The sequence below is a fragment of the Clostridium ganghwense genome, from assembly GCF_026735165.1.
GTDB lineage: Bacteria > Bacillota > Clostridia > Clostridiales > Clostridiaceae > Clostridium_H > Clostridium_H ganghwense.
In genome coordinates this window covers 1,143,802-1,166,809 of the sequence record NZ_JAPQES010000001.1, presented here as the reverse complement: position 1 = coordinate 1,166,809, position 23,008 = coordinate 1,143,802, and the positions used below count along the sequence as shown (strand labels likewise).

Annotated in this window: 17 protein-coding genes; 13 read left to right on the top strand and 4 right to left on the bottom strand. The window is 29.1% G+C overall.

Features of this window, described 5'->3' with window-relative positions; genetic code table 11:
- Window positions 1–22 precede the first annotated feature (22 nt).
- On the bottom strand, window positions 23–553 hold the full coding sequence (locus tag OXH55_RS05280; protein ID WP_268048548.1) for a zinc-ribbon domain-containing protein: 531 nt from the start codon (window positions 551–553) through the stop codon (window positions 23–25).
- Between the two features lie 191 nt (window positions 554–744).
- Window positions 745–2,643 carry a glutamine synthetase gene (locus OXH55_RS05275; protein WP_268048546.1) on the bottom strand — a complete coding sequence of 633 codons (1,899 nt, stop codon included), beginning with the start codon at window positions 2,641–2,643 and terminating at the stop codon, window positions 745–747.
- Window positions 2,644–3,052: 409 nt separating this feature from the next.
- On the opposite strand from OXH55_RS05275, the gene murI reads away from it, so the two are divergent.
- The 9 genes from murI (at window position 3,053) to OXH55_RS05230 (ending at window position 14,654) form a co-directional block, all read left to right on the top strand.
- The gene (gene murI, locus OXH55_RS05270; protein ID WP_268048544.1) at window positions 3,053–3,826 is read left to right on the top strand and encodes a glutamate racemase; all 774 of its coding nucleotides are present in this window, start codon (window positions 3,053–3,055) and stop codon (window positions 3,824–3,826) included.
- A 179-nt stretch (window positions 3,827–4,005) separates the two neighbouring features.
- Window positions 4,006–4,281: a hypothetical protein gene (locus OXH55_RS05265; RefSeq protein ID WP_268048542.1), complete on the top strand. Its 276-nt coding sequence runs from the start codon at window positions 4,006–4,008 to the stop codon at window positions 4,279–4,281.
- A 467-nt stretch (window positions 4,282–4,748) separates the two neighbouring features.
- Window positions 4,749–5,243, top strand: coding sequence for a hypothetical protein (locus tag OXH55_RS05260; RefSeq protein ID WP_268048540.1), 495 nt, complete (start codon window positions 4,749–4,751; stop codon window positions 5,241–5,243).
- 167 nt (window positions 5,244–5,410) lie between these two features.
- Complete coding sequence (locus tag OXH55_RS05255) at window positions 5,411–5,926, top strand: peptidylprolyl isomerase (protein WP_268048538.1); 516 nt, start codon at window positions 5,411–5,413, stop codon at window positions 5,924–5,926.
- A gap of 158 nt (window positions 5,927–6,084) precedes the next feature.
- A complete protein-coding gene (locus OXH55_RS05250) occupies window positions 6,085–6,753 on the top strand; it encodes a S24 family peptidase (protein WP_268048536.1) in 669 nt (222 codons plus the stop codon).
- 30 nt (window positions 6,754–6,783) lie between these two features.
- Window positions 6,784–7,878 carry an ABC transporter substrate-binding protein gene (locus OXH55_RS05245; RefSeq protein ID WP_268048535.1) on the top strand — a complete coding sequence of 365 codons (1,095 nt, stop codon included), beginning with the start codon at window positions 6,784–6,786 and terminating at the stop codon, window positions 7,876–7,878.
- Window positions 7,879–9,675, top strand: a complete 1,797-nt coding sequence (locus OXH55_RS05240; RefSeq protein WP_268048534.1) for an HD domain-containing phosphohydrolase — start codon at window positions 7,879–7,881, stop codon at window positions 9,673–9,675. It abuts the gene before it with no gap.
- Window positions 9,676–9,705: 30 nt separating this feature from the next.
- Complete coding sequence (locus OXH55_RS05235) at window positions 9,706–13,197, top strand: S8 family peptidase (RefSeq protein WP_268048532.1); 3,492 nt, start codon at window positions 9,706–9,708, stop codon at window positions 13,195–13,197.
- Window positions 13,198–13,274: 77 nt separating this feature from the next.
- Window positions 13,275–14,654, top strand: coding sequence for a peptidoglycan-binding domain-containing protein (locus OXH55_RS05230; protein WP_268048530.1), 1,380 nt, complete (start codon window positions 13,275–13,277; stop codon window positions 14,652–14,654).
- Window positions 14,655–14,861: 207 nt separating this feature from the next.
- On the opposite strand, the gene OXH55_RS05225 is transcribed toward OXH55_RS05230, so the two are convergent.
- A complete protein-coding gene (locus OXH55_RS05225) occupies window positions 14,862–15,374 on the bottom strand; it encodes a ferritin family protein (protein ID WP_268048528.1) in 513 nt (170 codons plus the stop codon).
- A 295-nt stretch (window positions 15,375–15,669) separates the two neighbouring features.
- On the opposite strand from OXH55_RS05225, the gene OXH55_RS05220 reads away from it, so the two are divergent.
- Together OXH55_RS05220 and nrdG are read left to right on the top strand one after the other, a co-directional pair.
- Entirely contained in the window at window positions 15,670–17,790 is a 2,121-nt protein-coding gene (locus OXH55_RS05220; RefSeq protein ID WP_268048526.1) for an anaerobic ribonucleoside triphosphate reductase, read from the top strand.
- An 8-nt stretch (window positions 17,791–17,798) separates the two neighbouring features.
- Window positions 17,799–18,302 carry an anaerobic ribonucleoside-triphosphate reductase activating protein gene (nrdG, locus tag OXH55_RS05215; RefSeq protein ID WP_268048525.1) on the top strand — a complete coding sequence of 168 codons (504 nt, stop codon included), beginning with the start codon at window positions 17,799–17,801 and terminating at the stop codon, window positions 18,300–18,302.
- Window positions 18,303–18,317: 15 nt separating this feature from the next.
- On the opposite strand, the gene OXH55_RS05210 is transcribed toward nrdG, so the two are convergent.
- Window positions 18,318–18,965: an MBL fold metallo-hydrolase gene (locus tag OXH55_RS05210; protein WP_268048523.1), complete on the bottom strand. Its 648-nt coding sequence runs from the start codon at window positions 18,963–18,965 to the stop codon at window positions 18,318–18,320.
- A 366-nt stretch (window positions 18,966–19,331) separates the two neighbouring features.
- Here OXH55_RS05210 and OXH55_RS05205 point away from each other — a divergent pair, with 366 nt between their 5' ends.
- Complete coding sequence (locus OXH55_RS05205; protein ID WP_268048521.1) at window positions 19,332–21,908, top strand: N-acetylmuramoyl-L-alanine amidase; 2,577 nt, start codon at window positions 19,332–19,334, stop codon at window positions 21,906–21,908.
- Between the two features lie 159 nt (window positions 21,909–22,067).
- Complete coding sequence (locus OXH55_RS05200; RefSeq protein ID WP_268048519.1) at window positions 22,068–23,006, top strand: CPBP family intramembrane glutamic endopeptidase; 939 nt, start codon at window positions 22,068–22,070, stop codon at window positions 23,004–23,006.
- The last annotated feature ends 2 nt before the right edge of the window (window positions 23,007–23,008 follow it).

The window sequence follows — 23,008 nt, the reverse complement described above, 5'->3', positions numbered from 1 at the left end:
TGACTTGACCTAAAGTTTTAGATTAAAAAGCAGTATCTTTATTTTCTTCTTCTATTATTTCAGTTTCAGGAAGTGTTTCTTCATCAGCAATATTTCCTTGGATTTCATTAATTTCAAAAGCTTCATTAGATTCTTCTACTGTAATATTTATATTTTCACTAGAATAGCCACACTTAGGACAAAAAACAGTTTCAGATTCCAAGGCTTCTCCACATTTAGGACAAAATTTTTTATTCTTTAGTTGTATTATTCTATCTTTCATATTTTTAACGTTAGTTTTTAGTTTAACTATATCATTACAATTTTCTACTAGATCAGGATCAATATATATTCCATGCTCGTATTTTTCACAAATTTGTTTTCCTATCTCAGCGTATATATCTTTAAGTTTAGATTCTTCAGAACTTATTGATACTGTTAATTTAGATATTTCAACTAACTCCTCAGATTTTTTAGCTATTACAGATGAACCTTCTTTAGCTGATTGAGCTACTGATGATGCAGTATCAATGGCAGTTTTTCTTATTTTAGATAAGGTGTTTTTGAAATCCATTAAATATCCCCTCCATATATACATTATAATATTTGGTAATTTAATCATAAATTACAGTTAAAAACTAGTCAATATATAAAGAGATATATTAACAGTAAATTAAAAAAATTCATTTTTTACGAAAATTAAAATAAAATTTAATAAATAAACCAAGATTATTGAATTAATAATCTTGGCTTATTTAAGTTATATTATAAGTCTAGAAGATTTCTTTTGTAGTTTGAATAATATTTTCTTAATTCTTCCATCTTAGTATCCATTTCCACTTGAAGATTAGAAACAGCTGCGTAATCTCCACTAGTAGCTGCTTCAATAACTTTTGTAAATAGAGATTTAGATGAATGAGAATCCTTCATTAAGTAATATCTTAAGTCATTTATTTTTTGCCAATTAGAAATATCAAGATCAAGAGCTTTTTCTACATTATGAAGTATTTTGTATTTTCTAATTTCATTAATATAACCAGGGATTATTCTATTAGTTATCTCAGTTAACCATCTTTTTTCAGCACCAGTTTTGAAGCTGTTTATAATTTTATCAGTAAATACATCACCTTTTGTTAGTATTTCTACTTTTTCAGGATATTTATTTAAGCTAGTAAGATTTTCGTATACTGTAGCAGGTGCTTTACCAAATAACTTCTTTCTTTCTTCTTCTGTATAGTCTTCGAATACATCTTCTTCACTTCTGTAAGCTCTGCCTTTTTCAAGATAGTCAGCAGGTGTTCCAGATTTCTTAGAAAGCTCAGCTAATAAATCATCTTCAGTTTTCTTATTAGTTATTGCATAAGATATACCATCAATACATGCCATAAATAGTGTACCAAGAACTAAGTAAGTGTTTGTATGAGGGTTTGGAGCTCTAAGTTCAAATCTTGTAGCAAGAGGATTTGATGTATCTCTAATAACACCTAAAAGAATTGTTCTGTTTCTTGAAGGTATATCTACAGAATGACCTAATGAAGTAACAATACATATAGGTGCTTCAAATCCTGGCTTTAATCTTCTAAATGAGTCATTAGTCGTAGATACAAATGGATTTATAACTTCGTAATTTTTTAATACACCCATTACTGAAGCATAACCATATATACTTAAGAAATGTTTTGTAGTAGGTGCAAATAGATTTATTCTTTTTCCGTTCTTTAATTTTAATGCAATACTTAAGTGAGTATGCTCACCACTACCTGCAACACCATTTATTGGTTTAGCAAGGAAATTAACATCTAACCCATGTCTTCTAAATGTTTCTTTAACTAAAATTCTAACAAAAAGCTCATTGTCTCCTGTTTGTACTGCATCAGAGTATTTCCAGTCTATCTCAAGTTGCTCCATTATATGCGTTAAGCTACCATCTTCGCTAAGTGTAGCTTTTACTCCGCCAACTTCTTTATGACCCATTTCAGGTTCAAGACCATACTTTTCCATTAAAATAAGTGCTTCTTCAAGAGCAGTTCTTACAGAACCTTTAGTTCTAGTCCAGTATTGTTCTTGTAATACTTGAGATGTAGAAAGTTGTTCTACATGAGCTTTTTCTTGAGGAGTTTTTACCCAAAATTCAAGTTCTGTTGCAGATGTAGCTTCTATATCAGCTATATCATCTACAGTAATTCCATATGGAACTAAAAGTTCAGGATAATCCTTGTAAAATCCTAAAAGAGTTTCTTTCATATAAGTTATTGAGTTTTTAAGCAGATGTCTTGAGTCTACTGCTTTATCTTCATGAATTAAGAAGCAAGGAATTCTAAGTGATCCAACAGGTTTTCCAGTTTCAAAATCAATATTTTCATAATTGTAATCAACGAACCAATTAACTTCAGTATCTGCTATCATATCTACTTTAGCATTATTTAATGAAGCTATGCCAGGAAGAACAACTGATGAACCGTCTGTTTGTATAGCTCCCTTTAAAAATCCATCTATGTCTTCTAAGAATATTTTCATAGGAATTTTTTCATCAGTATCATTTCCAGAAAGATCTATACCTACAAGAGATACAAATTTAATTTCTGGATGTGCAGTAAGAACTTTTTTTAGATTTTCTTCTGAGTGTTCTGTTTTTGGGATATTATAGATTAGATTGTTAAACATAATTTTCCTCCTCTGGATTTTTATAGTAGTGTTATTGGTGTATTTTTTATATTTGTCATTTTAAGCCGTATTATTTTAAAAATTATAAAAAAATTCTATTATAAAATTGATAAATTGTCAATGATATTATAAAATTTTGATAAAGAATTAAAATGTAAAGGTTTAAATAACGATTTTATTAGAAATTTATAAAGGTAGTATTGAAAGTATTTGTGAAGTATAATTTATATTATGAGTAAATTTTGTAATGAATAATTAAAATTTATTAAATATTATTTTTCAAGTCTTAATTATTTTAAGAGTTGATAATTATTTTATATATGGATATAATTTCAATATTATCATAACTGTGGTAAGAATGGAGGTGAGTCTGATTTATAGTAAGTAAGGCTATAAATCAGGTTAAATAATGGATGTTAAGGATAATCCTATAGGTTTTTTTGATTCGGGAGTAGGGGGATTAAGTGTTTTGAAACAAGCTATAAAATTGCTCCCAAATGAAGATTTTATTTATCTTGGAGATTCTAAAAATGCTCCTTATGGTATTAAAAGTGTTGATGAAGTAAGAAAATTAAGTTTCGATGCAGTAGAATTTTTATTAAAATATAATGTTAAAGCTATTGTAGTTGCATGTAATACTGCCACAAGTGCTGCTATTCAGCAGTTAAGAAGTACATATAAGAATATTCCTATAATAGGAATAGAACCAGCATTAAAACCAGCTGTTGAATTAAGTAAAAACGGTAAGATAGTAATAATGGCAACTCCTATGACTTTAACAGAAAAAAAATTTAATAATCTTATGACAAGATATAAAAGTAAAGCTGATATTATTCCATTACCTTGTGCTGGACTTGTAGAATTTATAGAACAAGGAATACTAGAAGGTAATGAAATAAATGATTTTATAAAAGGTAAGTTTTCTAATTTAGAAGTTCAAAAAATAACTTCAGTAGTTTTAGGATGTACTCATTATCCTTTTATTAAAAAAGAATTGATTAATATACTTGGGGGCAAAGTTAAAATTATAGATGGAAGCAAGGGTACAGCTGCTCAATTAAAAAGGCAACTTATAATTAATAAATTTATTAATTTAAAAGATAAAAAGGGTAAGGTTAAAATATTTAACTCCTCAAATAACCAAGAAATTTTAGATATTTCTTATAAATTATTAAATATTTAATAAAAAAAATATTTTAAATAAAATATTTATGAGAAAAAATTATCAAATAGTTGTAGCATTTGGAATATTTATGTATAGTATAATTAGTAAGTTATTATAAAATTCTGAAAATATAGCTTCGTTATATGACATTATAAAATAAGGTTTATATGGAATTCATAATAAGTGGGGGGAAAGTTATGAAGGAAATTAATATTAACGATTTTTTAGGGGAAGAAATAAAATACGAAGATGAAGTGTTATTAAGAGAATTTGTTGAAGATAACATAGACGAAAGCATAATTATAGATTTTCAAAATAGAAAAGATATTCCAATAACTCTTTTTTCAAGTTTGCTTACGGAAATGATGTGTAAGAAGGGGAGAGATTATATTGCTTCGCATTTGACTGTTAAAAATTTACCAAACATTAAAGCATTCAAAAGAGTAATTAATGGAACTTCATGCAATAAATGATAATATCGTAAAGTAATTTTCTTAGGTACTAGGGGAGGCGGATTTTCTTCCTTAGGTCAGAAAATCTTTCAACAAAATTAAAAGAACAAAAAAGCTAGTGAAAAATTGAATTTTTCACTAGCTTTTACTATTATTCCGCCAACTAAAGGGCTGATAAACACTAAGAGTGATAGCTCAAGATAAACATTACTTGATATAAGGCTAAACGCCTTTATTTTAAAATAAATGTTAAATAAAACTCTTTTATCCAAAAAAGTGTAGAAGTTTTTCAAAAGGTTTATTTAATCTCAATTCCTTTACGGGCCACGCAAAGCATGAAAAAACTCCTTTAAATTCAAAGATTTTCTGACACAAGGAAGAAAATCAACATTATTCTATTCTGTTTTAAAAAGTTTTTATCACCTTAGTTAAATCAACGAATAGATTATTACTATAGAAGGTAAAAACAGTAGAAATAAGGTGAGAAAATGAAAGTATTTATTGTAAAAAAAGAAAATGAGGATAAAAAAGAATATGAAGAACAAATTTTAGGAAAAGAAGAGAGAATTAGTATTAATAAAAAGGAAAAATTCAACTATATAGTTATAAAAAACCCCGCTGATAGTAATAATATATGTACAATAGAAGATATTAAGGTTTTAAATAAAGATATTCCTAACAAGATGTGGCTTATGGGTGGAGAAGAAGAAGAATTATATGAAGAAGTATTTGAAATCTTAGATGAAAGTACAATAGGGGACAAAATAGGCGGAGTTTTCAGTATAAAAACCAAAAATGAAAGTGAAGAAGACAATAAAAAACTAGAGATAAAAAGAAATGAGCTTCTAAAAAATGAAGAATGTAGTATATTAAATGATTCAGTTTTAATAATACTTCCAAATGGATGCTTATTTATTAAGTTAGATAAAGAAGTAAATGATTTTTATATGAATATAAATTGGACAAGTGAAGAAATTAATTAAAAATTGATAAGTGTTTTATAATTTATAGATTAATTTAAGGTTAGAGGAAAAATTTCCTTTGACCTTATTTTTTTTCTTTTTTATTAAAGAGGAGTATATTGTGGTATAATTTAGTATAATATATTTAATATCTAAAAGAGAGTGGTTATAAGAGAGGAGAAAATTTTATGAATCCAATAGTAACTATTAAGATGCAAAACGGAGATATTATGAAAGCAGAACTATATCCAGAAATTGCTCCTAATACAGTGAATAATTTCATTAGCCTTATAAAAAAAGGATTTTATGATGGAGTCATTTTTCATAGAGTAATTCCAGGATTTATGATTCAAGGGGGAGATCCACAAGGTACAGGAATGGGTGGCCCTGGTTATTCAGTTAAAGGAGAGTTTACTGCAAATGGTTTTAAAAATGATTTGAAGCATACTAAAGGAGTTTTATCAATGGCAAGAACAATGGCTCCTAATTCAGCAGGAAGTCAAATCTTTATAATGGTAGAAAACTCACCACATTTAGATGGACAATATGCTTCTTTTGGAAAAGTTATAGAAGGAATAGAGGTTGCTGATAAAATAGTTAGCACAAAAACAGATTACAGTGATAGACCATATGAAGATCAAGTTATGGAAACAGTTACAGTTGATACTTTTGGAGTAGAATATCCAGAACCTGAAAAAATGTAATAAAAAAAGTTAAATCCCTTTGCGAATTTATACAGCAAAGGGGTTTTTTATATAAATTATTTATTTAAATTACTAAATATATCAATGGAAAAAAATAAGAAATTATATTAAAATATAGTTAAATACTTGAAGTAAAATAATGCATCGGAGGAATAGGTATGAGTAGAATTGGAAATAAAATAAAACAAGTAAGATTAGAAGCGAAGTTGAGCCAAAAACAATTAGCAAAAAAAATAGGAGCTTCTGAAAATTTTATAAAAGATGTTGAATTGGGAAGAAAAGTTGTAAATCAAAGTGTGATGGATAGAATATCAAAGGTTTTAGGAAAAGATTTAAATGATATAACAATGTCTTTTGAAGAACAGGCATTGGAAGAAGGAAAACAAGAGAAAATAGGAAAGACTGCACCAATTGAAAAAGTAAAAGATGTTTGGAATGATGCTTTTAGTTCTGTTTTAAAAACTGTACCTGTATATGGTTATGATATGAATAAGGCTTTAGAAGGAAGAAAAATGCCTATTATAGGTAATAAGATTGAGGGTTACTCAAAAGATAAGGTTCTATTTTTAAAAGTAGAAGATGATGATATGATAGGTTTTAGAATGGCAAAAGGTGATATAGCTTTTGCTCATATAACTCATGAAATTCAAAATAATTCAATCTGTCTAATTGAGTATAATGGAGAAAAAATTATAAGACAAATAAAGAAACTAGATAATAGTAAATTACTTTTGATAAGTAATAGAGGTAGTTTAAGAACAGATACTGTTGGAATAAAGGATATAAAAGTGCTGGCTAAGCTGGATAGGGTAGAAATAAAATTATAATATTTTTATTTTCATATAGAGGTATAATTTATGAAGAAAAAAAGATTTATTCTTATTGGAATTTTTCTAGTAGTAATAGCTTTGTTTTATGTAAATCATAATAAACCTATAAAAATAGCAATACTAAATGATTTTGAAAAGGAAAGAAGTGAATATACTACCTCCACCTTTTTATCAGCCCAAATAGCTCAAGAAGAAATAAATGAACATGGTGGAATTAATAATAGAAAAATTGAGCTTATGATAAAGGATACAGACTTTAATGATTTAGATAGCATATTTAAATCATTAAAGTCTGAAAAGGTAGAAGTTATAATAAGTGCTGCAAACAGTCAACAGCTAATCAAATTAGAACCTTATTTGGAAAAATATAAAATAACATGTATAGCCGTTAATTCAACATCTGTTACTTTTAGTAACAAGAAGGATTATATATGGAGGGTACTGCCAGATGATAGTATAGAGATTAAGGCTTTATTTGATTATTTAAAAAGAAATAATATAGGAAATAACTTTGCAATTATATATGATACTAATAATTTGGAATATAAAGATTCGGTAGAAGGACAAATTTTAAATTTAGGCGGAAAAATACTGTGGAAGCAAGCTTTAAAGGGAGAAGCAGCGAAGTTTTCACCTAATAATATAGATTTAATAAAAAAATGTGATCTAGTTCTTCTATTAGCTTATGGAAAGGATTCTGCATTTATTATTCAGAATATGAAAAGAAAAAACATCGATAAAGAATGTTTTGGATTATCTTGGGCTGCAGATTATAATCTAATATATTATGGTGGAAAAGCAGTGGAAGGTTTTACTTTTTTTAGTCCTAAAGATATTAGCAATAGGTATTATAACTACAATAATTTGATAGAAAATTTAAAAAAATATGATAAAAATAATAGCATAATTTCAATAGTTACTTATGAGGCCCTTTATCTCATAAGTAAAGCTTATGAAAATAAAAATAAATACAATATTTCTTTTCAAGAAGGACTAATGAAAGAAAAAAATTTAAAATTACATAACAATACTTTACAATTTAATTACTTTGGAGATTGTATTAATGGGGAATTTATATTTAAAGTTAAAGAGGGGAAATTTATAAAACTGGAGGATAATTAAATGAAAGATAGGAAGCTGACAAGTGTAAAAGAAGCTGCCTTCAGGACAATACTTAAGAGTGGTGTAGTATTTATAAGTATAACCTATGTAATAATTATAATTTTTATTTTAAGTATTATATATTTTGATATCCTTAGTAATGAAAAGAATTTAGTTAACATTCTAACTAATAATATACAGCAAAAGGAAGCAAGAATAGTTGAAATTTCTAATACTATTGCCAAAAATATGGATAGTAATTATTCCACAGAAGAAAAAAATGTATTTTTACAAAATACTATTGCTATCGAAAATAGGATTTTAGGAATTTTAATACTAGATAAAGATGGAGTAATAGTAAATGCTTCATCTGGACAAAGTGAAAAAGATTACTCAGAATTTATAGGGATGGATTTCAGTGGAAAAGAGTATTATAACCAAGTTTTAAAAACAAGAAAAACTTATATTTCAAATCCATATGTACAGTATAAGACAAGAAAACTTTCAATAAATATTGTGAGCCCTATAATAAAAGATGATGAAATTACAGGAATGTGTGTTGTTTTAATAAGTCCTAATCTTATTGAAAATGAGAGACTTGAAAATATAGAGTATTATATTGTATGTCAAGATGGAGATATAATATTCAAAAGCTATCAACAAGATTTAAAGTATGAAAATAGTATATTTGATTTTAAACTTTTAAAAAATTTAGGTGAGAATAATACCAAAACTATTTTGTACAAAAATTCTAGTAGAAATAAGTATGTGTTAAGCACAATAAAAAGAAATGATATAGAGAATACTTATATTATTGTTGAATATGATATATTTGGGAATAAATTTTTACTTGGTGGAATAGTAACTTTACTTTTAGTGTTTATTATAATTGTATCAGTTATGATGTTTGCCTTTTCAGCTAGACTTTCTGCAATAGTAATTAAAAATATAAGTATTTTTTCAAATATGGTAAAAAATATAGCGGCAGAAAATTATGAATTTAATTCATTAGAGAGCTATCAATATAAAGAAATTAAAGAAATAATAGATAATTTATTTAATATGGCAGATAAAATAAAACAGAGAGAAGAAGAGCTAACAATTTATAATGAAGAACTTATAGATGCTAATAAAGAAATAAGCGTAATGCTTACTACTATTAGTGAAAATGAAAGAATAAAAAAAGAACAGTATATGCAGATAATGTGGACTTTAGTTAAGCTTATAGAGATAAAAGATGAATATACAGCAGGACATTCAAAAAATGTTACTTACTATGCAAAGCTAATAGCAGAAAGATTAAGTTTAAGTGATACATCATATAAGGATGTAAATATTGATGAAATTGAAATTGCAGCATTACTTCACGATATTGGAAAGATAGGAATAGATAGAAAGATACTAAATAAACCAAATGCACTTACAGAAGAAGAATTTAAGATAATAAAAACTCATCCTGAGAAAGGATATTATGCGTTAAGAGAAGTAGAAAACTTAAAAGAAGAGAGAAAAATGGTGAGATATCACCATGAGAGATATGATGGCAAAGGATATCCACAAGGATTAAAAGGAGAGAAGATACCACTTGGAGCAAGGATAATATCAGTGGCAGATTCCTTTGATGCTATGGTATCTGATAGACCTTATAGAAAAGGAATGCCTTTAGAGAAAGCCGTTGAACAATTAGTTATTAACAAGGGAACACAATTTGATCCATTAATAGTAGATGTGTTTTTAGAAATAATAAAAGAAGATAATGCAGGTTATGATTATATAAAAGAATGTGCCTTTAGTGGAAAAAATAAAAAAGAAGCTTAAAACTTAGAAAAAGTTTTAAGCTTTTTCTATTTGTGTAAATTTACTCATAAACATAATATTAATGAATCAATTTTAGGAGGGTTATTTACGGAAAATAGAGATGGATTATTAAATTTGCTTTTAAATGTTCCTAGCAATATTAAAGCAAAGATAGCAGAGTTTTCTCAAAATGATGAAATACTAATAGGCAAAGTTGAATTGATTGTATTATTTGGGGATGAGCTTATAAAGGTTAAGCAAAAGGTAGAAGCAATAGGAGGAATATTTGAAAACTTAGGGTTTGGATATGGAATAATTACTATAAATATGGAGGATTTACTGAAGGTGTCTACTATTGAAGAAATTCAATATATTGAACTTCCAAAAACTTTATTTACTTCAGATTTAGGTAGTAATAGAGCTGCTTGTGTACCAGAGGTATGGCAATTATACAATCTTACTGGTGAAGGAGTATTAGTTGGATTTATTGATTCAGGAATTGATTATTTACATCCTGCCTTTAAAAATGAAGCAGGTGATACAAGAATAGAATATATATATGATCTTTCACAAGGTGGAAAGGTTTGGAATAAAAATGATATAAATAGAGCCATAAATTCTCCAAATCCATATAGTATAGTCTCTCAAGAAGATTTTATAGGACATGGTACTCATGTTGCTGGAATTGCTTGTGGTGGGGGAAATATAAACAAAAGATATTATGGAACTGCATATAAAGCTAGCATTGCTATGGTAAAGATGACAGGAAGCGGTAAGGTTAATTATGCAAAATCAACACAACTTATGAGAGGAATTAGGTTTTTGATAGATAAAAGCAAAGAATTAAAACAACCTTTAGTAATAAGCTTAAGTTTCAGTACAAATGATGGAGCACATAATGGTAATAGTTTACTTGAGCAGTACATGCAAACAGTCTGTAGTTTAGAAAGGATAAGTTTTGTTGTAGCTGCAGGTAATGAAGGGGCTGCAGCTCACCATGTAGGAGGTGTTTTAAGAGAAAGTATTAATATATCCATGGCAATGGCAAGTGATGAAGAAAGTTTTATATTACAGTTTTATAAAGATTTTTTATCCGATATTAGTATAGAAATTAAAAGTCCCCAAGGTATTAGCAGCGGGGTCATTGCATTAAAAGATGGTAGATACTATGAAGGGAATATTGGAACAAATAAGTATTTTATCTATAATAGTGGTTCTAAACCTTTTGATATAAATGGAGAAATAATTGTAAGTTTAAACGTAGATACTGGATATTTAACTGAGGGGATTTGGGAGATAAACATATATTCTACAGGAGAGACAGTAGGTAGATTTGATATATGGATGCCTATTGCAGAAGGATTGAATCCAAATACAAAATTTTTAAAGCCTAATCCCTTTAATACTTTGGGAATTCCAGCTACGGTTTCCAATGTTATATCTGTTGGAAGCTATAATTATAAGACAAATTCTTTATCAGGTTTTTCAGGAAGGGGAAGACTGGAAGGAGATAAGCCAGATATTATGGCACCTGGGGAAGAGATACTATCATCAATACCAGGAGGTAGATATGATAGTTTGTCAGGTACATCAATGGCGGCACCTCATGCAGCTGGTGCATCAGCACTATTTATGCAGTGGGGATTAGTGTTAGGAAATGATCCATATATGTATGGGGATAGACTTAAGTATTATATGTTGAAGGGAGCTAGAAGAGAAAGAACAGACACTGTTTACCCAGGATCACTTTGGGGGTATGGTGAGTTATGTGTAAAAGGGGGAATGAATTTGGCTATTCGAAATAGAGTTAGAAACAAGGAGAGTATGAGACTCAAAGAAATTTGCAAAGAGTATTTTTATAGTGAGGAATATAGTAACTATGTAGTGGAATATGAAGGTGATATTAATTCGGTTTTTGAAAATATAGATTTTGGATGTGTGTTCATATTAGATGAAAGATATGCAATTGTTTCTATTGATGCAGATAAAGCAGAGGAGTTTTTTAATAATACTAAAGAAATAATATATGTAGAAGAACCTTCTTTATATACATTAAATCAAATATCTCCTATAGATGCAGCTAATATATCAAAATTTCATGAAAATCCTGCTTTGACTTTAACTGGTCAAGGAGTTCTTGTTGGAATAATTGACACAGGTATAGATTATTTAAATGAAGAATTTATTTATGAGAATGATACAACAAGAATAGTTAGTATATGGGATCAAACTATAAAAGATACAGGAGTACCAGAAATTCCATTAGTTGGAAGACGATATTCCAGAAAAGAGATTAATAGGGCTATTATCGCAAAAAAGCAAGGGCAAGATCCTTATGCTATAGTAGATAGCAAAGATGAAATTGGACATGGAACTAGTATGGCAGGAATAATAGGAGGAAGAGGAAGAAATCCTGAACTTATAGGAGCTGCACCAGGATGTGAATTCGTAGTAGCAAAATTAGAGAATGCAAAGAAAAATTCATTAATAAGGGAAGGAATTAATGAGGGTGATGTTCCAACTTATTGTACAGCAGAGATTCTTTTAGGAATTAAGTATATATATGCTGAAGCCAGAAGGCTAAAAAAACCTGTAGTTATTTATATCCCTTTAGGAACTAACAAAGGATCTCATGATGGAACTTCCATAATAGAAAGATATATAGACGAGATTTCAAAGGTTAGAGGAGTGGTAGTGGTTACTAGTTGTGGAAATGAAGGTGATGGAGAAATTCATGTGTCAGGAGAGTTTGAGAAAACTGGTGAGGAAAAAATTATAGAACTACAGGTGGATCCTATGCAGAGAAATTTAAAGTTTCAAATATGGTGTGAGAGGCCAGATAAGGTATCTATAGGGATAACATCTCCTTCAGGAGAGGTTATTGATAAGATTCCAGCAAGACTTGGAGAGAAAGAAGTATCAAAGCTTATTTTTGAAGGAAGTGTTATAACAGTAGAATATTTTCTTCCAGAAGAGATTACTGGAGACGAACTTATAAAAATAGATATACGAAATGCTAGAGGAGGAATTTGGAAGTTTAAGCTTTTTGGAGATTTTATAGTAGATGGAAGATATAATGCATGGTTATATCAAAGGGAATTGTTAAAGGATGGAACAAAATTTTTAGCACCTTCACAAAATACTACATTAACAATTCCATCAACTAGTAGAAAAGTTATATCATGTGCTTATTACAATCAAAATACAGAAACGATAGTATCAGCTTCGGGGAGAGGTTTTACAAGAGAGCAAGGAATAAAACCAGACATAGCAGCTGGTGGAATAAATGCTTTAACAGTTTCGAGAGGTGGAGGAACAACTAGAGTTTCGGGAAGCAGCGTGGGGGCAGCAGTTACAGCTGGAGCTATAGCACTTATTTTAGAGTGGGGAATAGTAAAAGGTAATGACCCTACTATGTATTCAACAAAAGTAAAAACTTATCTAATAAGAGGGGCAGATAGAAGACCAGGAGATGTTTATCCTAATAGAAGTTGGGGGTTCGGTATTTTGGATATTAATGGTGTTTTTGAAAAAATTAGATAAAGAATAAGAGCAAGAGCACAATTGCAATATTAGCTTCATAATATTATTAGTGAAGTAATTTTTAAAGGAGAATAATAATGGCACAAAAAGGAAGATTGCAAGTGCAAACTTTAGTAGAAGATACTTATGTCCCTATTCCTGATGTTACAATAATTGTTAAGCATAAAGAAACGGATGAAAGTAGACAAAAGGAACAAGTAATTACTACTGATTCTTCAGGACAAACAAGTCAATTAGAATTAGATGCACCACCTATAGATAATTCAATGAAGCCATCAGATAAATTACCATATAGTCTTTGTGATGTAGAGGTAAAGGCAAAGGGGTATAGAGATATAGTTATAAATGGATGTCAAATTTACCCTGACACCTTAGCGGTTCAAACATGTAGGCTTAAGCCAATAAGCCCTACAAGGCAGGTAAATGAAAAAGAAATAATAAATATTGCACCTAACAAATTAGTTGGTAAATATCTACCAAAGATACCTGAAGATCCAAACAAACCACTTCCAGAGCCAACAGGAGGAGTGGTTTTACCAGAACCAGTAGTGCCAGAACTTATTGTTGTGCATGCTGGTGTTCCAGATGATCCTTCTGCACCTAATTATACTTTAAGATACAAAGATTATGTTAAGAATGTGGCATCTTGTGAAATTTTTTCTACTTGGCCAGAAAGTACAATAAGAGCCAATGTATATTGTATTATTTCATTTACGTTAAATAGAATATATACTGAATGGTACAGAGGAAAAGGAAAGAATTTTGATATAACTAGTTCTACTGCTTTTGATCATGCATTTTCGTATGGAAGAAATATATACTCTAATATTAGCAGAGTTGTTGATAATATATTTTCAACATATATGAAAAGGCCTGGAAAAAAACAGCCTTTACTCTCTCAATATTGTGATGGAGAAAAAGTTAAATGTCCTGGGTGGCTTACTCAGTGGGGAAGTAAATTCTTAGGTGATGCAGGTAAGGTTCCATATGAGATATTAACAAATTTCTATGGAACTGATTTAGAATTGACAACGGCTAAGAAGGTTTCAGGAATTCCTATGTCTTATCCAGGATATACTTTAAAATTAGGAAGCAGTGGAGAACCAGTAAGAACAGTACAAAAATATTTGAATAGGATATCAGATAATTATCCTGCAATACCTAAAGTTATAGTAGATGGAATTTATGGAGATGCAACTAAAAAATCAGTAACTACTTTTCAGAAGATATTCTATTTACCTCCAACTGGGGCTGTAAATTATACTACTTGGTATAAAATTTCAGATATATATGTTGCAGTAACAGGAATAGCTGAACTAAGAAGTACAGATATAAAGAACGGAATATTACAAAGAGGAGATAAAAGAATAATAAAATGCAAAAAAGAAGGTATTTTCATACCACCACCACCATATACCAGTGTGTATATACCTAAAATAAAATATCCACTAGACTAAAAGTGCGAAGCAATATTCAGTAACCAGTGACCAGTGGCCATAAGGAAAATTAAAGAAATTAAATAAAAATAAACATAAAAGAGAATAAGAATATAGAAAATATCTATGTTCTTACTCTTTTTTTATTTAAGTTTAGGTTTTGCTTTAGCAAAACTTCCTTTACTGGTATCTGGCTACTGGTTACTAGACTAAAATTGCGTCCCGAAATTATTCTATAGGTCCATATTTATCCTTATCATAATGCATAAGTACTAAGGTCAATTCTTCTACATGTTCTTTCTCATCAGCAATAACATCAATAAAAGTTTGTTTTATGTCTTTATGTGGTATTTCAATGAGATGTTGTTCATACAAAATTATAGCTTCTAATTCACCTTTTATATCAAGCCTTATAAAATTTAGTAAAGAATCCTCAGAATGTTTTTCTCGTATGTTGATATGTTTAGCATTCTTATTTAATTCTACATGTTCTTTTGCTTCAATATATCTAGAATATTGTACAGGGTCATATTTTCTAAGTAACTTCAAAAACATCCCATAGTGTCTTTTTTCATCTTCCATAATGTGATATAGCACTTCATTTATATCTTTGATGTCTGAGCGGGATATGTGATAAGCATAGTCGTTTATAGCAATTAATTCCGCTATCATTGCTTCACGTAACTTGTTTGTAAAACAATAGGGAAGTCCTTGGGGCTGCCTGTCTGTTGTATAACTCATTAATATACCTCCATTTAGAACACTTATAATAACAATTTATTCATTATATGAAATATTAATGATTAATTGTTTAATTTTCTATAAATTAATAAGAATTATTAGAAAATTAGTGCATTAATTAGAAATTGAAGTTATTCATGTCAACATTACTATAGGTATAAAAAACGTAAGAAAAAGAAGTTAAATAAACCAAACACAGTGTATTAATTTTATATAGTTTATTTGAAAATTGATATAAATTTTTTGGTGGGGTATAATAACGCAGTACAATATGTTGTGGTTGGAGGTAAAGTGAATGCTATATGTAGTGAAAAGAGACGGTAGAGAAGTACAATTTGATTCTATCAATATTACTAATGCTATTAAAGGGTCGGCTGAGGAAATAGCTTTTAACTTAAAAGAAAGTGAAGCTATTGAACTTACTCAAAGAGTTATAGAGCATATTGAAAACAAAGGATATGAAAAAGTAACAGTAGAAGAAATTCAAAATATTGTTGAAGATATTTTGTTACAAAATGGACATAAACCTATAGGTATAGCTTATTCAAATTATAGAAAAGAAAGAACAAAAATTAGAGAAATAAAATCAGATTTAATGAAGAGTATTAAGAGTATAGGAATTGAAACAGATAGAGATAATGCCAATGTTGGAAATAACTTCAGTTCTAAATTACTTAGAATAGCAAGTGAGTCAAATAAATGGCATAATTTAACTATGATGCCTAAACATTTAGCTAAAGCACATGAAAATGGAGACATATATTATCATGATTTAGATAGCTACAATTTAACTACAAACTGTTTAAATATTGAAACGGGAAAAATATTAAGCAAAGGATTTAATACAGGTTATGGAACAATCCTTCCAGCTAAAAGAATAGAATCTGCAGCAGAGTTATCCTGTATATTATTACAAAGCACGCAAAATGACATGTTCGGTGGACAATCACATGTGGATTTTGATAATGATATGGCACCTTTTGTTGATATGACAAGACAAGAGATATTAAGTGAATACAAAGAAGAATTTGGTAATACAGGTACTGATATTGAAAAGATAGCGGAAAAGAAACTAAATAGAATCGTTCATCAATCTATGCAGGGTATTGTATATAACTTAAATACTATGCATTCTAGAGCAGGAAGTCAGGTGCCTTTTAGTTCTATTAATTTAGGAATTCCAAGAAGTGAAGATGCGGCTATGGTTTGCAAAGTTTTCTTGGAAGAATATGAAAAAGGCTTGGGAAAAGGAGAACAGCCTATATTCCCTAATATAATATTTAGAGTTAAAGAAGGGGTAAATAGAGAGCCTAACGACCCATATTATTATTTGTATGAACTTGCATGCAAAGTTGCAAGTAAAAGAATGAATCCAATGTTTATGAATTTAGATGCGGATTTTAATAAAGAATATTATGATCAAGGTATCGTAGCTGCTACTATGGGATGTAGAACATATATAATGTCAAACATAAATGGAGAAGCAGGTCCAGGAGCACGTGGAAATATAGCTCCTACTACAATTAATTTACCTCGTGTTGGAATATTAGCTAAAGAAAATGTAGATAAATTCTTTTCACTTTTAGATAATAGACTTGAATTAGCAAGAGAATCTTTATTACATAGATATGATATATTAAAAAAATTAAAGGTTAAAGATTTACCTTTTGTAGCAGGGGAACATTTAATGCGTGGTTCTGAAAATTTAAATCCTGATGATTCTATAGAGCCTATTTTAAAACAAGGTACTTGGGGAATAGGATTTATAGGACTTGCAGAAACTCTAAATGCTTTAATAGGTAAGCATCATGGAGAAAGTAAGGAAGCTTATGAATTAGGAATTAAAATAGTTTCACATATAAGAGAGTTCTGCGACAAATACAAAGAAATAGATAGATTAAATTGGTCTTGTTATGCAACTCCGGCAGAAGGTCTTTCAGGTAAGTTTATACTTCAAGATCAAAATGTTTTTGGTCAAATAAAAGGTGTTACAGACAAAGATTATTATACTAATAGTTATCATGTTCCAGTAGGATATAAACTATCTATAAAAGATAAAATAGATATAGAAGCACCTTTTCATAAAATATGTAATGGTGGACATATAACTTATATTGAAATGGACGGTTATCCAGATCCTGAATCTGTTAAAGCAATAATTGATTATTCATATAAGAGTACTAATATAAGTTATATAGGTATTAATTTCCATATGAAATACTGCAGAAAATGTGGTGAAAGAATTGAAGCTTCAGAACATAGTTGTCCTAAATGTGGAAGTAAAGATATACAAGGAATTTCAAGAGTTACAGGATATCTTTCATTAGATGAAAGATTTGGATCAGGAAAAGTAGCTGAACGTAAGGATAGAACTTCACACAATGATGAAAAACATATTAATACTTATAAGTTGTAGGTGATATTATGAAACTGCAGGTTGCAGGTTTTCTAGATAATTCAACGGTAAACGGAAAAGGATTAAGGAGTGCTTTGTTTCTTTCAGGCTGCAAACACAATTGTGAGGGATGTCACAATAAAGCTATGCAGGCCTTTGATTACGGAGAGAGAGTAGAAGTAGATGATATATTAGAGAGAATTAAGCACAACGTTCCTCTAATAAATGGAGTAACTTTTTCAGGTGGAGAGCCTTTTGAGCAAGCAAAACAACTTGCTACATTAGCAAAAAAAGTAAGGGATGAAGGGTTAAATCTTTGGTGCTATACAGGATATACATTTGAGCAAATTTTACAAAGTGGCGATGAGCATAAGTTAGAACTTTTAAAATATATAGATGTTCTTGTGGATGGAAAATTTCAAAAAGATTTAACAGAAGGTTCTTGTAAGTATGCAGGTTCTAAGAATCAAAGAGTTATAGATGTAAAAGAAAGTGTGAATTCTAATAATATAATTGAGATTAATAAAGAATAATGTTGCGATGCAACATTATTCTTTTGCATTTTTTGGTTCTAAAATTTTAACATTATTTCTACCTTTGATTTCGCCTTCTAATTTGAGGGTACAATTATTTATTCTTTCGCCATTTTGCATACATGTAATAAAGGTTTCAACTCCATCAAGAGGAAACGATAAGCTGGGTGTTTTATAGTGCATTGGTATAATTATACGGCTATTTATTGTTTTAGCTATATTAGCTGCTTCCTTTCCGTCTATAGTATAATTTCCACCTACTGGAATAAGTAAAACATCCACATCACCTATTTTTTCTATATGTTCTTGTAAAAGCTCATGCCCTAAATCTCCTAGATGGCAAATTTTATAACCATCTATTTTAAAAGTAAAAATAATATTTTCTCCGCGTTTAGCTCCCTTTGAGTCATCATGATAAGAAGGAATTCCTTCAATTGGAATATCACATAAGTAGAATAATCCCACTTTATCTATAATTTCTGGTTTTCCGTTAAGTTCTTCTATATAATCATGATCAAAGTGATGATGACTTATAGATACCAAATCTACTTCTTCACTAAAAGTTTCATATCCTACTGATTTATCAAAGGGATCTGTTAAGAGTTTTCTTCCTTTGGAATCTTTAATTAAAAAAGATGCATGACCTAGCCAAGTGATCTCCATATAATACACTTCCTTTCTTAAAGAATATTATATAGTATAACCTATAATCTATACATAAATTAGAATTATTAACATTTTATTAACTTTTTTGTTATCACTATTAGTTTATAACATGTTATAATGCATGTGATATACTGATAAAGGATATATGAGTAGTTTATGGAAATAAAAATAAAATATATAAATAAGTTAAAATTTTTATAAATAATCGAACAATTAGTATATCTTTTCGTAGTTATAGATAAGCATGATATATGGTTTTAAAATAATATTTAATAATACTCAAAAAGTATACTAATATTGTTGCATTATGTATCTATGTAAAATAAAATATAAGTGATATGTTGAATTTGGAGGGGGAGAAAATTGAGGATTATAAGAAGAATTGGAATATTTATGATTTTGATGTTATTCATTGGGGTAAGTATGCCTCCAAATGTATTTGCTGGTACATATTTTGAAATGGACAAGAAAATTAATATAGATGTTGACAGAGTATGGACTATTAAGTTTAATCACGAATTAGATCGGAATTCTATTAATGGAAAAGATAATATAGTAATTTTAGATGATAAAAATTCTAAGGTAAATATAAAAATTGACTATAAAGATAGTAGGTCGGTATTAGTTTCCGCTGTAAATGGATATGAGTATGGGAAAACTTATACTTTAATAGTTAAAGAGGGAATTAAATCAAAAAAAGGCAGTAAAATGTCTAAAGCTAGTAGGATGATTTTTACAACAAAAGTTAAATCGGACAAGCCTATAGGACAAAATGGATATATAGTAGCATTAGATGCTGGACGTGCAGGAAATGATGTAGGAGCAGAAGTTGGCCCTTCAGGGGTTAAAGGAAAAGATATAAATTTAGATGTTGTATTAAAAGCGGGTAAGATTTTAGAAAATAATGGTGTTAAGGTTATTTATACAAGAAAAAGTGATATGGTTTCATGGAGTAGTAAAGACAGCATAAGTGCTAGAAGTAAGATAGTTAATGATGGTAAGGCTGATGTGCTTGTAAGTGTACACTGCAATTCGGCAGGGTCAACTGCAACAGGCTTAGAAACTTACTATTTAAAGGCTAATTCTGAATCTAAAAAGTTAGCTTCATATGTTCAGAATGAATTGGCAAATAAAACATCACTTCCTAATAGAGGAATAAAAGAAAGTACATATAAGACTTTAAGTACTGTAAATGCTACTGGAGTTTATGTAGATTTAGGATTTATAACTAATCCTACAGAAGAAAAAATAATGAATAGTGAAGAATTTAAAAAGAATAGTGCAAATGCTATTTCAAGTGCTGTATTAAAGTATTTAGATGTAAAGAGAAAAACATATATAAAAGATATTAAAGACATAACAGTTCTTTTATATAAAGGAGAAAATTATACCTTGCCAGTAAATCTTAGGGCTGTTATGAGTGATAATACTGAAAAGAATGTTAGTGTGAAATGGAACAAGTCATATGTTGATACATCTAAAATCGGAACATATTACTATAAAGGAACTGTTAGTGGATATGATGAAACTGTTAATTTGAAAGTAATAGTAAATTCATCAACAAATCCTGATATATCTAAAATTAATAAGGTTTGTATTGATGCTGCTAGTGCATCAAATCTTAAAGGATTAATAGGACCTACTGGAGTTAAAGACAAAGATATAAATTTAGCTATTGCTTTAAAACTTGGAAAGATACTTGAGAAGAATGGAATAAAGGTAACTTATACAAGAAAAACTGATTCAGTTTCTTGGAATGAAGATGATAATATTGACGAAAGGGTTAAAATAGCAAATGATTCAAAATCAGAATTACTTGTAAGTATACGTTCTAATTATTATTCTAACCCAGCCTCTGAGGGAATAGAAACTTACTATTTATCAAGTGATACTATGAGTAAGAGTTTAGCTGAAAATATTCAAAAAAATATAATTTTTAATACTAGTGCAAGAAGCAGGGGTACAAAAGAGGCACAAGGAAAGAACCTGAATCTTTTAGAACAATTTGATGGGGTAGGTATAGTAGCATATACTGGATTTATATCAAATGCTAAAGAGGAAAAATTACTTAATAGTTCACAATATCAAGATAAAATTGCAAAAGGTATAGCTGATAGCATTTTAAATGATTCTGATAACGATGATTATACAATTGTTTCAGTAAAAGATATTATGGTTAATTTAACTCAAGGGGAGAATTATTTGTTACCTACTAGAATAAATGCTGTTAATAGTCAAAATAAGATAGTACCAGTTAATGTTATTTGGACAGTTAATAGTATAGATACAAGCGAACCGGGAATTTATACGATTCAAGGAAGAGTTAAAAATTATAATAAACCAGTAAATATAAATATAGTGGTTTCTTCTAGAGGGGCAATGGATTATACAATTTGTATAGATCCAGGACACGGAGGATATGATTCAGGAGCTGTAGGACCTAATGGGACTCTAGAAAAAGATGTGGCATTAGAAGTATCTTTAAAGCTTGGAGACATTCTTGTTAGAAATGGAATAAATGTTGTGTATACAAGAACTAGTGACAATACTCCATGGCCAGCTAATAAAATGGCTGAACTTAAAAAACGCTGCCAAATATCAGATGAAGCAAATGCTGATTATTTTGTATCTATACATGCTAATAGTATAGATGGAAGTCCTGCAACTTCAGGAATAGAAACTTTATATGGAAATAATAGAACAGATGGAATACAATTAGCTAGAAATATACAAGAGGAGATAGTAGCCGCAACAGGAGGCAATGATAGAGGATTAAAAGAAAGAGGAGTATATGTAGTTAAACATCCAAAAGCACCACCTGTGCTTGTTGAATTGGAATTCTTAAGTAATCCTGAAAAAGAAAAATTATTAACTTCCCCAGAATATCAACAAAAGTGTGCAGAAGGTATAGCTAGAGGTATTATGAAAACACTTCGTTAAAAACAAAATAAACGTAAAAATGCATTAAAAAATAAGATAATAGGAAGAGATATAATATTACAAAATTATGTTGTAATATTATATCTCTTCCTTTATTATGTTAATATTATAGTATATATTTTTTGCAGTAATCAGAATAATAAAGAGAGGAGGGATTTGGTGAGTAAGAAAAGAGTGTTTTATTCAAATTTATTTGCAATGATACTATTATTCTTATATGCACTTGGTGGAAGCGTACTTGTAGTTATATTTAAGAAAATGAAACTATCACTTTCATTGTATCTTGTCCTACCACAAATACTTTTACTGCTAGTACCTACAATAATATATTTTGTCATAACAAAGCAATCAGTAACAGAGACTCTTAGGTTTAAAAAAATAGGAGCAAAAACAGTATTTATAGTTATTTCTATAGGGCTTATAGCAATGCCAATAGCAACTTTTTTATCCTTAATAACTCAATTTATTTTTCCAAATAGAATTAGTCAAGTGGTCAGTGCTCTTAGTAATATACCTTTCATAATTAGGGTTGCAATAGTAGCTTTAACTCCAGCTATCTGTGAAGAAATAACAATGCGTGGAATTGTACTTGCAGGTTATGATAATATAGATATAAAAAAGGCTGCGGTTATGACAGGATTATTTTTTGGAATAATACATATGGATGGAAATCAGTTTTTATATGCATTTGTTTTAGGAATAGTATTTGCGTATTTAGTTAGAATTACTGGTTCAATATTCTCATCTATGATATGTCATTTTACTATAAATGGTACACAATTATTGTTGGCAGAATTAAGTACATACTTTCTTAAATTTTCTAATGAAGAACTTAAAACTGCCCAAGATGCAGGGTTATCAGCCTTTACAACTAGTCAACAAATAAATTTAGTTTTATTTTACTTAACTTTAGCAATAATCTGTATTGGAATTATTGTAATGTTAATGCAAAAGTTAATTACGATTCATGGAAGGGATGGAATAAGGGTTACAGAAGGGCAAAAAGACAATACTAAGGTTATAAACTGGCCAGTATATGTCACAGTTGGGCTATATATCTACATTATAGCTAATCAATTAATTACAATATACAAATGAGT

What these genes read in the sequence shown, in the direction of transcription:
- OXH55_RS05250 (WP_268048536.1), top strand. Translation starts at nt 6,085, where the DNA reads ATGAGTAGAATTGGAAATAAAATAAAACAAGTAAGATTAGAAGCGAAG.
- OXH55_RS05260 (WP_268048540.1), top strand. Translation starts at nt 4,749, where the DNA reads ATGAAAGTATTTATTGTAAAAAAAGAAAATGAGGATAAAAAAGAATAT.
- OXH55_RS05245 (WP_268048535.1), top strand. Translation starts at nt 6,784, where the DNA reads ATGAAGAAAAAAAGATTTATTCTTATTGGAATTTTTCTAGTAGTAATA.
- OXH55_RS05210 (WP_268048523.1), bottom strand. Translation starts at nt 18,965, where the DNA reads ATGGAGATCACTTGGCTAGGTCATGCATCTTTTTTAATTAAAGATTCC.
- OXH55_RS05255 (WP_268048538.1), top strand. Translation starts at nt 5,411, where the DNA reads ATGAATCCAATAGTAACTATTAAGATGCAAAACGGAGATATTATGAAA.
- murI (WP_268048544.1), top strand. Translation starts at nt 3,053, where the DNA reads ATGGATGTTAAGGATAATCCTATAGGTTTTTTTGATTCGGGAGTAGGG.
- OXH55_RS05230 (WP_268048530.1), top strand. Translation starts at nt 13,275, where the DNA reads ATGGCACAAAAAGGAAGATTGCAAGTGCAAACTTTAGTAGAAGATACT.
- OXH55_RS05265 (WP_268048542.1), top strand. Translation starts at nt 4,006, where the DNA reads ATGAAGGAAATTAATATTAACGATTTTTTAGGGGAAGAAATAAAATAC.
- OXH55_RS05275 (WP_268048546.1), bottom strand. Translation starts at nt 2,643, where the DNA reads ATGTTTAACAATCTAATCTATAATATCCCAAAAACAGAACACTCAGAA.
- nrdG (WP_268048525.1), top strand. Translation starts at nt 17,799, where the DNA reads ATGAAACTGCAGGTTGCAGGTTTTCTAGATAATTCAACGGTAAACGGA.
- OXH55_RS05225 (WP_268048528.1), bottom strand. Translation starts at nt 15,374, where the DNA reads ATGAGTTATACAACAGACAGGCAGCCCCAAGGACTTCCCTATTGTTTT.
- OXH55_RS05220 (WP_268048526.1), top strand. Translation starts at nt 15,670, where the DNA reads ATGCTATATGTAGTGAAAAGAGACGGTAGAGAAGTACAATTTGATTCT.
- OXH55_RS05280 (WP_268048548.1), bottom strand. Translation starts at nt 553, where the DNA reads ATGGATTTCAAAAACACCTTATCTAAAATAAGAAAAACTGCCATTGAT.
- OXH55_RS05240 (WP_268048534.1), top strand. Translation starts at nt 7,879, where the DNA reads ATGAAAGATAGGAAGCTGACAAGTGTAAAAGAAGCTGCCTTCAGGACA.